The 12247-nt window shown below is 31.0% G+C and carries 7 protein-coding genes; 2 read left to right on the top strand and 5 right to left on the bottom strand.

The window, feature by feature from the left end; genetic code table 11:
• The first annotated feature begins 312 nt into the window (after positions 1-312).
• Positions 313-966, top strand: a complete 654-nt coding sequence (locus tag OTK55_RS03950) for a potassium channel family protein (RefSeq protein WP_274870726.1) — start codon at positions 313-315, stop codon at positions 964-966.
• Between the two features lie 43 nt (positions 967-1009).
• Here the strand turns inward: OTK55_RS03950 and OTK55_RS03945 are convergent, their stop codons facing one another.
• From OTK55_RS03945 to OTK55_RS03935, 3 genes are all read right to left on the bottom strand, one after another.
• Positions 1010-1987 (bottom strand): transposase, encoded by a 978-nt coding sequence (locus tag OTK55_RS03945; RefSeq protein ID WP_274870513.1) that lies wholly within the window; start codon positions 1985-1987, stop codon positions 1010-1012.
• A gap of 417 nt (positions 1988-2404) precedes the next feature.
• Positions 2405-3709 (bottom strand): phosphomethylpyrimidine synthase, encoded by a 1305-nt coding sequence (gene thiC / locus OTK55_RS03940; RefSeq protein WP_274870725.1) that lies wholly within the window; start codon positions 3707-3709, stop codon positions 2405-2407.
• Between the two features lie 505 nt (positions 3710-4214).
• Positions 4215-5144: a carbohydrate kinase family protein gene (locus OTK55_RS03935; protein ID WP_274870724.1), complete on the bottom strand. Its 930-nt coding sequence runs from the start codon at positions 5142-5144 to the stop codon at positions 4215-4217.
• 266 nt (positions 5145-5410) lie between these two features.
• Here OTK55_RS03935 and OTK55_RS03930 point away from each other — a divergent pair, with 266 nt between their 5' ends.
• Positions 5411-6229 (top strand): heavy metal-binding domain-containing protein, encoded by an 819-nt coding sequence (locus tag OTK55_RS03930; protein WP_274870723.1) that lies wholly within the window; start codon positions 5411-5413, stop codon positions 6227-6229.
• A gap of 27 nt (positions 6230-6256) precedes the next feature.
• On the opposite strand, the gene nrdD is transcribed toward OTK55_RS03930, so the two are convergent.
• Both nrdD and polC read right to left on the bottom strand, forming a co-directional pair.
• Positions 6257-8569 (bottom strand): anaerobic ribonucleoside-triphosphate reductase, encoded by a 2313-nt coding sequence (gene nrdD, locus OTK55_RS03925; protein ID WP_407652434.1) that lies wholly within the window; start codon positions 8567-8569, stop codon positions 6257-6259.
• 230 nt (positions 8570-8799) lie between these two features.
• Positions 8800-12153: a DNA polymerase II large subunit gene (gene polC, locus OTK55_RS03920; protein ID WP_274870721.1), complete on the bottom strand. Its 3354-nt coding sequence runs from the start codon at positions 12151-12153 to the stop codon at positions 8800-8802.
• Positions 12154-12247 lie beyond the last annotated feature (94 nt).

Raw genomic sequence — 12247 nt, 5'->3', positions numbered from 1 at the left:
ATCATTCCCCTTTTTAACCTTGAATTAACGAAAAGATTGGGATGATAAACATCTAATTATAATAAAATCCCTAAAATTAGATTTAAAGTTATTCTTCTAACATGGTTCTGTAAAATAATTTATTAATTATAATTATAAGTAACAGTAGTTACTATAAACGATAAAATCATTAATATTATATATTTTATTTCTAATACTTTATATTTTTTATTACTAAAGAAAAAGGTAAATATTTAAAAATGCTAAAAAGAAATATACTAATTGAATTTATTAAGTGGAAAAAGATTTTTTTATTTTTTAAGGTGAGTGAATATGTACGTGATTATAGTAGGTGCTGGAAGAGTAGGATTAAATTTAGCTCAATCACTAGTCAGGGAAGGATTAAATGTAACAATTATAGAACATAATCCTACTAAATCCGAAGAAGTTGCAGAAACAATCAATGCAATGGTTATTCAGGGAGATGCTACATCAGTTAATGTATTAGAAAATGCAGGTATTATTGATGCAGATGTCTTTGTAGCAGCAACAGGCCATGATTCTGTAAACTTATTAACATCTGTTCTATGTCAGAAGTATGATAATATCAAGAAGATTATTGCCCGTGTTAATGACTTAGAACATGTTGATGCGTTTAAACAGGTAGGAGTTGATGTAACAGTTAGTCCTGAATCTACTGTAGCATCATACCTGGAAAGAATCATTACTCGTCCTAAAGTAGCTGATTTAATTGTTCTTGGACGTGGTTCCACCGAGTTATTAGATCTGAAGATTGAAAATAAAGATTTGTTTGGTAAAAGAATTTTAGATTATAGTCCTACAGAAAATTATATTGTATGTGCTATTTATGAGGATAATGAGTTAGTTATCCCACAGGAAGATACATTATTTCATGAAGATCAGAAGATTTCTGTGTTAACTAAATCGGATTATGTACAAGAAGTTACTCAGTTTTTCGCACCTTAACCTTCTATCTATTTTTATTATTATTTTTGGCTTTGTAGAAATCCTATTTTTGCAAAATTTGAATAGATCTATAAATATTATAAAACACATTTTTTAATTTTGTTTCTTTTATTTGTAATTTCGTAGATCTACTATTGTTTATTCCATTAAATCTTCTTTTTTGAATACTATTCACACATTCTACTTGATTTCTGAAGTTATATACTGGTTTTAAGAAGATAGTTCTACATTTACTCCTATATTTTCCTGATTTTTGTCTAGTTTTCACAGGTATTTGTGGTAATGCTGTTGTTTCTTCTACTATTGTTTTTTTAATTATTTCTGAGTCATATGCTCTATCTGCTAATATATACCGTGGTTTGTACTTCTTTATTGCTCTAATTGCACTTATTGCAAATACTGTATCGAATTTTGGTCCTTTTAAAGCATTGTAATGTCTTATTAACATATATTTTGAATCGATTGTGATATGGTTTTTTATGTATTGTCGTCTTGTTTTATTTGTTCTATTGTTGTAATAGATGTCTGAATAGGAATTAGTGTATCCTGTTCCATCTAAACTGAAATAACACTCTTTCACAGGGAAATATTGTAATAATAGTCTGTTAATATTGTTTATTTGTTTTGTTTCTATTCTTTTGAAGAATTTCTGAATTGTTGTGTGATGTGGTATCGTTTTTAGTCTTAAAGCTTTCTGTAATTTAGTTGATACGTTTAGATTATCAATTGTTGTTCTGTAATCGTATTTATTGTATATTTTATAAGCTATTATTGCAAATAATTGTGGTTGTGTGTATTTTTTCTTTGAATAGTGTGATGAATATTTGTTAAAAGTTAATTTAGCATAATTATATGCTGTTAATACGAAATCTAACATCATATTGTGTGTTAAATTTATTTTTTCATTTTTGGATATTTCTGATAAATAATTATTATTTTGTCTTTGAATTCCAAAATCGAAAAGTTTAAGTTGTTTAGAATTCAAATACTTATTTGTAGAATAGATATTTTCGTTTAGCATATTTATATCTATTCTACTCTTTAAATAAATACTTATTCTTATTGTATTACTTTTAAACTTATTATTATTCTTTGATTTTATAATTTAGATTAATTTCAAGTGTAATTTTTTTATTTAATTGTCTATTTTTTATTATAATTTAATTTTAAAAGATCTGGTAATGTTTTCATAAAGATTTTTATTATAAAATTATAGGTTTTCTACAAAGCCTTATTTTTTTTAAAAAATTATGTTGTTTTAGTAAATTGAAAGTTGTTAAAATAAGAGTTAGTTCTTGTAAAAAATAGTATTTTTTCTTGGTATAATAGGTGAATAAAAAGGAGTTATATTCCCCTATTCTAGATATTTGAAAAAAATTATTGTGGAAGAGATATACTTTAGAGTATCCTCTTAGGTATAATACTTAATGTCACAAATTTAGTCATCAAAAGCATCTGTATCTGCTTTATCTAACCATTGGTTTACGATTTTTATTGCACAGTAGTTACCACACATTGTACAGGTATCATCTGCTTCAGGTGGTCTTTTATCTCTGATAGCTTTAGCATCAGCTGGCCACATTGCGTGTTCATATTGTTCTGTCCAATTAAGTGCTTTTCTTGCATCAGCCATTTTGATATCTTCTTGACCGAATCTTTCCATATCTACTGCTATGTCTCCTGCGTGAGCTCCAATTCTTGTAGCTATTACTCCTTCTCTTACATCTTCAGGTCCTGGTAATGCTAAGTGTTCTGCTGGTGTTACATAACATATAAAGTTTGCTCCGTATCTTGCACATTGTGCTGCTCCTATTGCAGATACTATGTGGTCATATGCTGGTGCAATATCTGTTACTATAGGACCTAACATGTAGAATGGTGCGTTTCTGCACATTTTTTTCTGAATGTTAATGTTTGTTTCAATTTCGTTGATAGGTATGTGTCCTGGTCCTTCTACAATTGTTTGTACTCCTCTTTCTCTTGCTCTGTCAACTAATTCTCCTAATACAATTAATTCTTGTATTTGAGCTCTGTCAGTAGAGTCAGTAAGAGCTCCAGCTCTCATTGCATTTGCCATACTTAGACATACATCATATTCTTCAACTATATCTAATATTTGATCATAGTTTTCATATAATGGGTTTTCAGCATCGTTGTGTACCATCCATGAGGATATGAATGAACCTCCACGGCTTACTAATCCACCTTTTCTTCCTTGTCTTTTGAGTCTTTTTAAGGTTTCTCTGTTTACAGAACAGTGGATAGCCATAAAGTCTATACCATCTTTTGCTTGTTTTTCAATGTTTTTTAGCATGTCGTCTGGATCCATGTATATAGGGGAACCTTCGTTTTCAATGGATTCTACAGCTGTTTGGTAGATAGGTACGCTTCCTACAGGTTTGTTAGTGTTTTTTAATACTGTTCTTCTTATGTTATCTAAGTCTCCTCCGATACTTAGTTCCATAAGTGTATCTGCTCCTGCTTCTTCTGCAATAGCTGCTTTTTCTAATTCCATATCTAAATCGTTTATATCTGTTGAGGTTCCTATTGTAGCATTTACTTTGGTTCTTAAGTTTTCACCTATACCTACTGCTACTGTTTCTCTTTGGTTGTTGTCAGGTATTGCTATATATCCTTTTGCAACCATTTTTCTAATATATTCAGGATCTAAGTTTTCATCTGCAGCTACTTGTTTCATAGCTTCAGTTATGTTTCCTCTCATAGCTTCAAGCATTTGTGTCATTTTTTTAATACTCCATAAATTTTTGTTGTTCTAATTGTTGAATAATAATTTTTCATGTGGAAAACTTTTTTACACATGTATAACTTTTGTTTAAATTAATTATCCCACTCATTTTAGACTTAGTTAGAACTTAGTTTTATAGAGTATATAAACGTTTAGAAAAAGTATGAAATTTTTTTGAAAAATTTATTTTTATTTTGTCATTTTTTGTAAAAAATCAATATTTAATAAAAAAAAAGGAATTATAAACATTGTTTTTCAAGTAAAATTTAAAATATTATATTACTAATTATTATAATATTATTACTTTTTATGTTTTTAAGATAATTTTCATGAAAATAAATTATCAAAAATACAAAAAAAAGAATAAAAAATCACTTTTTTCAAGTAATTTTTAATAACATAATATACTCATGTAAACACGAGAAACTTAGGAAAAAAATTGTTATTAATATTATATAGAAAAAAAGAAAGAGTAATCAAGAAAATATTAATAAATCTTGATTTATAAGTCCATTTCTGACCATTGATCAGTCATTCTTTCTAGTGCTTGATCAGAGGTTGGTATGTTTGTCTGAGTTCCCTGTGTTTCCACAATATAAGAAGATACTGCACTTGCATATCTTCCACAGGTTTCTAAGTTATTATCATGTAAATATAAACTTAAAAATGCTGCTTTATATGAATCTCCAGCACCTGTAGGATCATATGCTTTTGTTTTTACAGCATCAATTTTTATTGGATCTTCTTCTTTAACGTAAATTAAACTACCTTTATCACCGAGAGTTTGTACAACCATATTAGGACCATTACTTAGTAAATCATCGATTGTACATTCTAATAAATCACATATATATTCTATTTCATGTTCATTACCAAAGAGTATGTTACAATTATTTGTTAATTCTTCTAAATCACTGGTAGTATATAAGTGTAAATCTTGACCAGGGTCAAATGAAACTAATTTATTTTGACTGTATGCATATTTACCTGCTTTTATATTATATTGTGGATCTCCTGTTGCAAGATGTACTGCACGTGCCTTATCAATAGCTTCTTTTGGTACTTCACTTGTCTGATATTTTTCAGCTGCTCCCCAATAAAAGTAAAACATTTGTTCATCATCAGGGTTTGTTAATACAAATGCTGTAGGAGTATTTGCATCCTCTGATACAATCATATCTGATATGTCAATTCCCTGATTTAATAATACTTGTTCATAGTCACTGTCTTTGAAGTCTTTACCTATACATGATATAAGTCCTACATCTAATCCAAGTTTACTTGCTACTACTGCAACGTTACCTGCTGCTCCACCATTAAATGTCTCCATCTTTTCAACTATTGCAGATGTGTTTATTCTTGAAAATTCTTTAACTTGCATAATATAATCAAAAGCTGTGTGTCCTAATACTAGTAAATCTACGTTTTTCATTGTTAGCCTCCATATACAAAAAATATTATCTCACTGTTCTATTTATTATTTGAAAAAAAGACAAAGTAATAAATGAGTGTTTCTGTTAAATCTATGAGTTTAACCATTTTCAGAAATAGAATAATCCTGAAAATATTTATTGTTATGTATTAATTATTATGTTTAATTATGTTTATACAATTAACCATTAGTATATGATAATTATACAAAAATATTTTTATTAAATTCAATGAAAAATAATAGTATAAAACGTGGTGTGATGATAATTGCCTAAATTTAATATAAATCTAACCAGAAAAGATAAGTACACTCTTTTTTCTATTATTATGGGAACACTTGCAGGATTAATATCATTATACCTCTGCTTATTATTTAATATAACAATATTCGGAGTTAATATTCATGTATTTATCTCACCAGTCATTGCAGGATTCGTTGAAACATATGTCTCTAAAAGATTAACTGATGAATCCTCTGGAGCTATAAGTGCGGTAGTGTTATTTATCATAACAAATGTAATAGGATGGCTATTCCCAGCTCAACCAATAACATGGAATATCTTCACAATAGGCGGATTATTATTAATGATACAGGCAGCTATTCCATTAACTATGAACTACATCATTCTAGGAATACTGCTAGTCCTATCATATATACTAGGTTTAATAGGTGGATATATAGCAGACCATTTTAATCCAACATATAACGAAATTATAGAACTACCTAACACGACAGACATATCCTACTTAAATATATTAGTACTTAATAGTGCACCAGACATACCTATCGAAGAATATAAGGGGTTAATTATAGTTGAACTTGTCATACCTTTCAGAAGAAAACCAAGACATATTGTAGAATACTTTAGAACACCCTTAGAAGACAAGAAAAACATGAAACATGAATATTACTTAAAGGCTAAAGAACAAATAATACGAGAATTACAAAAAGAAGCTCAAAAAAACAATGCTAATGCAATAATTGATATAGAAATAGAATATACTAATTATAATACACGTATACCTCCAGATATGCTAATATCTGCATATGGTACAGCTGTAATTATAGATGATAAATATTTATAATAAAAAAAGGGGTGAGATATTATGGGATTATTGTTCCCATCTTTTTCTATCTAATAATTCTTGTTTTTTACCTGCGTTCCATCCACCAGAAGCACTTTCAGCATGACCTACTTGTTGTACGTAACCAGTGATACGATCATACCATTCTACTTCTTTTGTTTCACCACAATGAGTACAGGTTGATTGTAAACCTTTCATTAATGTTTTACATTTGAAACAGAAACTTAAAGCACTGCTGTAAGCCCAGAACCCAATATTTGTTTTATGAGTTATTTTATCAGTTAAACTCATTAAACTTTCAGGGTCACTGTATGATTCTCCCATGAATGCATGGAAAATATGTCCTCCCTGTGTTAATGGATGGTAATCTGATTCTATTCTTATCTTTTCTGGTAAACTTAATGATGTATCTACAGGTACATGGCTACTGTTAGTATAATATGAAGCTTCACTATCTCCATTACATATTACTTGGTCAGGGAATTTTTCTCTGTCAAGAGTTGCAAACCTGTATGCTGTACTTTCTGCAGGTGTTTGTATTACACTCCATCTTAGTCCTGTATCCTTTTTAAGTTGGTCTGCTCTATCATTAATATATTGAATTACTTTTAATCCTAATTTATTTGAATCAGGGTCTTCTAGTCCTGCACCTGTTTGTGCAAGTAACATTTCATTTAATCCTACAAATCCAAAAGATAAGGTACTGTTATCTATTTGATAATATGGTTCTTCTCCCATTTTTTGTGTCAAGAATGGTAGGATTTTATAATCATTTAAACATTTAAGAGCTCTTTCACGTCTTAATAGAAGTACATCTTCTACTATGCTCATGTAATCATCGAGGTAATCGAAGATTTCATTTTCATCCCTTGCATTGTATCCTATTCTTGGTAGGTTCATAGTTACATATGCTAAGTTTCCGGTTCTTAGACAATCTTTTTCCCAGTCCCCTGTCCAGTTATCGGATAATCTTGTACGACAGCCCATATAGTTTGCCATGTTTCCCATGTATTTTGGTAACATGTTAATGAAGTATGCTGTTCCAAATTTAGCTGATAGATAGTGTACTCTTTCAATATCCTCAGTGAATTCTGGTGTTAAACATTCTTTTCTTAAATAGTATATTGTATTTGGGAATAGATGTGGTTTACCTTCTGCATCTCCTTTAAGTAATGCTTCTGTGAATGCCCTTTGTAAGAGTCTTACCTCTTTTTCATAGTCCCCATATACTCCTACTACTTTTCCTCCAGGTCCATATGCGGGCTCGTTTTTAAGGAAGTCTGGTACGGTGAATTCAAGTCCTATGCTTGTGAATGGTACTTGTCCCCCACGTGCTGCATATGCCATGTTTAGGTTGAAGATTAGCATTTCTACTGCTTGTCTTATTTTTTCGTATGGTAATCCTACTGCAAATGGTGCTACAAATACATTCCATAGGGACATTGCCTGTCCACCACTCATGTTTTGTTGAGCTGCTAGCATGATTTCACCCGAGTGGTTCATTAATGTTTCTATGTGATTTGGTGGAGCTGCTACACTTGTATGGTCTCCGGTACCATCAACTTTTAATCCATATCTGATGAATTGTCTTAAGTCATGTTGAAGACAGTTGATTGGTCTTCCTGCAAAGAATTCTAAATCATGTATGTGAACTGTACCATTCATATGTGCATCTGCTAGGTGGTGTGGTAGTATGTTTAGTAGTGTGTACTGTTTTAATGATTCATCTGCCACGTATTTGTGTATTGTTTCTGGGTTATGCATCATGTTTGCATTATCTTTGTTTCCATTTTCAATTAGATTTGTTATGTTGTACACTGGCATTCCTAGACGTGTATATTTTCTTCGTAGTGATTCTAACCCGTTTTCTGTTAATTTGGTGTTTACCATTTCTCTTATTATTGGGGCTGTTAAATAGTCTAGTTCTAATTTTTTAAGTTCTTTGTAGACTTCTGTAGCTATTTTATCTGCAAGTTTAGGTGTTGTTTGTGTTTCTTGAACTAGAGTATTAGCTATTTTTGATTTGTCAAATGGTTCAATTGTATCCCTACCTGTTCTTACTCGTAGTGTGTTATTATTATAGTATTTATCTGCGAGCTTTGTGTTTTCTTTTTTAAGTAGTTTGTATACGATGTTTTTTATTTCTTTTGTTGTTATATCATCGTGTGCTTCTTTGGATACTTTGTATGCTATTTTTTCAGCTAATCCTAATGGAATATTTATCATTATACAGGATCTTATCAGTTTTTCATAACTGAATTTTTCTTTAATTCCATCGTTTTTTATTACGTAAATATCATTTAGGTTATATGCATCTTGGATTGTTTCATAATCTTTCATCATAGTAGACCCTCACCTCTTTTTTGAATATACGTTTTTTGGGAGTTTATTTTTGGCTATTTTTTTGTGAAAATGATAAAAAAATAAATTGATTATTTTAGTATCTAATATAAATTATAGTCTAGTAACTATATAAAAATTGGCTTTTTTTGAAAATTTTAGTACTTATATATTCGAACTATATTGGGTGATTATAATAAAAAATTAGAAAATAAAAAAAGAGTTCAAAGTTAGAAGAAAACATCTAAAGAACTCTGTTTAGATTTGTCACTTTCGAATAAGGAGTTTATTGAAGTCTCTAATATCTCTATACGCTCTACTACGTAGGGATTTATTGGATATCTATGTGATAAATCCTTAGATATGTCTAGGTACTTTAATACTGAACCTTTAGAAATGCTTAATATTAAGTTATTTCCACAAGTACACTCTCCTGATAGAGGTATACGTCTATATTTTGCTCCACACTTAGTACAGCGTACTTTCTGTCTTGAAAATGCTCTGATATTACCAGCCATATCTGGAAGGAAGTGTGAGTTTAAAACACCTTCAACTACTCCTTTTTGGTCTACTGAACGTAGTAGTTCTGCAAGTGCAATTTGATGTTCTACTTTGTCAGTCATACTCTGTAATGACTTGTAAAGACAAATTTTTGGTCCGGCATGTATCGAACTAGTTGGGTGTGAATAAATCAAACCATGATACTGATTATCAGTACCTAATCTTGATTCAACATTATCAACTAAATCATTAACATCTGAAGGTTTCACTCCACCCTCCTCAGTTTTATGATAAATTTCAAGAGGTATTCTTTTCATACAATCAATATTATGTGACTCATCATCAATTTCCTCAGGGTCAATACGAATACTTAGAACTAGTGGTGCATCCATACTACCTCCACGGGTACTTGGCAGATAAGTTTTACCAAAGTTTAATAATGCATCCAATAATAACATTACAGCATCTTCATCACTATCACAGTTTCTTCTCTTAGCTGAATGGAAGTATGGATGAGCATAACAACAAGAAGCCTTAGTAAAACCAACAATACGACCTAATACTCCTGCTGATGTATGGGGAGCTAGACCAGCGACAAGATGACCTACAAGATCAAGTCTTGTTTCAGCATTGTAAAATGGCTCCATATCATAATATCGTACAAGTAAATCATCTACAAATTTAGATACCTTTAATAAGTAATCACCACAACTTTCACTAACCACGATATCCTGGATTTTTATCTCAACAATCTGATTATCATCAGTTATAGGTTCACCATAAATATCCTCAGTATAGCCTAATTCTACTATTTTTTCATGTGGAACTCCTATTTCTCTTGGAATAAAATGTGTTAATGGAAGATCTGTTGAATCATGTCTAATTGTACCATCACGATATGTATATACATCATTACGTGCACGTAGAATACCCTTCTCTAATGGTTCAGGATATTTATCCTCAGAGATTAAACCTTTTACACCTTTAACCTCATCCATTCTACGTACGTTCACATTATCAAATGCATCAGCTAATAATTTTCCTAATTTAATATTCTTAGGACTTGAACTTTCAAGTTCAGTGCGTGAGCCACAAACAGGACATATTGATTTAAATGATGTTACCTTACAATCTGGATTAGTGCATTTACATTTTGCAAGAGTAACCTTAATAGTACCCTTCTTAGCAGCTTCTACTATATTACGTATATTACCAGCATAATTACCGATAGGGAATAATGAGTGTGGTGCAGGTCTCATCAATCTTTCCTTAGTTTTTTCTGGACGTCCTACACGTCCTCCTATATATGTTGGTGCTTTTGCTTTAATCTTACATGGACTTATAAGATTAATAGCATCAATAGTTTTCATATCCTCATCAGGTGATAAGTGTTTCTGTAAAACTTTCATTAATGTATATAAATCATCATTTGACATTACTAATGATTTATTATTAACATGGTGTGGTATTCCTAGAACTTCAAGTATTCTTTTATGGTAGTCAATAGGGATACGGTTCATATCTACATTATATACTTTTTCTGGACTATCAACTATACTGTACAAGTAATCTCGTAAGTCATTTAGTTCTTCCTTTGTTACGTCATGATAATAATAGGTGTATTTAGGATGTAGGGGAGTGTCTGTTTTTTCAGCAATTTCAAATGCCTTTTTAGCATCAATATCTAGTTTTAATAAATCACCTAATTCCAGTTCTTCTTTAAAACCTATGCCAAAATCATCATGTGTCTGTTTATAGTATTCTGAATTTTCAACTTCCTGAGCCCACCATTCCTGACACCATGAAGCAGCATCTAATGGTATATTACCACGTAGATATTCACCAAATGCTACTAGCATGTCACCTAAGAATATGATTTCCTCAACATCATGTCTTATTGAAATAGCCTGTGAAACATTATTTACACTGACAACATCACCATTTTTCAATTTTACAATAGGACCTTCAATTGAATCACAAGGCACTACACAGTTACCTTTACCAGGTTTTTCAATTTTCATCTGAGTACCTACAGCTAGAAATTCAACTATTTCCATTGTAGCTGGATGAATAGCCATTGATGCTAATCCACTATCTCTAGTTCTACCATAACGTAGTCTAAAACCACCTTTAGCACTAGGATATGACATTACAGGTCTTCCACCAATAATATCTTCCATGTATTTAGCTTTCTTCTTAGGTTTTTCTTCCTCAGCATCTTCATCTTTCTTTTCTTCTTTTTTATCTGCTTTAGGTGCTGTGAAATCTGCTAACCATCCCCATCCATCTATTTTTAATGTTTTTGCATATTTCACGATTTTTCTGGATTTCTGAATTATTCCCTCTGCAATAGCAAGTAGTGCTCCTCCTCTAATATTGTTTGTTTCTACACGAGGAAGATCTCTATTTTGCACTTCTATAGGGTCTGTTTGTTCACCAGTTACTTCAACAGGAATACCTCTGACTGCCCGTCTTACCTCATCTGATGTTGGTGAATACTGAAGATTCGTTACCTCTGATTCATATAATTCTACTTCTTCAACATAACGTTCAATTTCATCATCTGTAGGTTTATATCTGTCAAGTCCTAAAGACATTCGTATGTAATCTCCTAGAAGTACGGCTAATGCTGCTGCAGTACCTCCTGCACTACGAATCGGTCCGGCAAAGTATACTCCGAAACATTTTGTACCATCAGGATTATCTTTAATTTTTACTTTAGCAATACCTTCAAGTGGTGCAGCAACTACACCCTCTGTTAATATAGCAAGAGCTGTACGAATTGCATTATCTGCATTTTGTTCCTGTACTTCATAATCATTATCTTGTCCTTCTACATCATCTTGAGTTGCAATTTCCTTAGCTATTTGAAATGCAACTTCTTCTCTTGACATGTCTTTTTCTAATTCTTTAATTCTCTTAGCAACACCTTCAGGACCTACAAGTCCTTCTACACGTTCTGCTAAGTCTTTTGCAAGTGGAATTTCTGGAACTAGTTCAAGATCTTTGCCTTGTTTACGTGCTTCTCTAGCTATATCATAGAGTTCTTCAGTTTTTTTTTCAAGCATTTCAAAATAATCCATCAAGTAACCTCCCATAATATTTATTTATTGTAATAATTTTTGTCATAATAGTTGATTATAGTATATGAAATTTTTAACTAATCTTTTTTTCGTT

This window comes from Candidatus Methanosphaera massiliense (assembly GCF_028890305.1).
Classification (GTDB): domain Archaea; phylum Methanobacteriota; class Methanobacteria; order Methanobacteriales; family Methanobacteriaceae; genus Methanosphaera; species Methanosphaera massiliense.
Note: the sequence above shows the minus strand (reverse complement) of the source record. Positions and strands in the feature narration are given on the sequence as shown.

Coding starts and splice junctions, on each gene's coding strand:
- OTK55_RS03950 (WP_274870726.1), top strand. CDS start 313: ATGTACGTGATTATAGTAGGTGCTGGAAGAGTAGGATTAAATTTAGCT.
- OTK55_RS03945 (WP_274870513.1), bottom strand. CDS start 1,987: ATGCTAAACGAAAATATCTATTCTACAAATAAGTATTTGAATTCTAAA.
- thiC (WP_274870725.1), bottom strand. CDS start 3,709: ATGACACAAATGCTTGAAGCTATGAGAGGAAACATAACTGAAGCTATG.
- OTK55_RS03935 (WP_274870724.1), bottom strand. CDS start 5,144: ATGAAAAACGTAGATTTACTAGTATTAGGACACACAGCTTTTGATTAT.
- nrdD (WP_407652434.1), bottom strand. CDS start 8,569: ATGAAAGATTATGAAACAATCCAAGATGCATATAACCTAAATGATATT.
- polC (WP_274870721.1), bottom strand. CDS start 12,153: ATGGATTATTTTGAAATGCTTGAAAAAAAAACTGAAGAACTCTATGAT.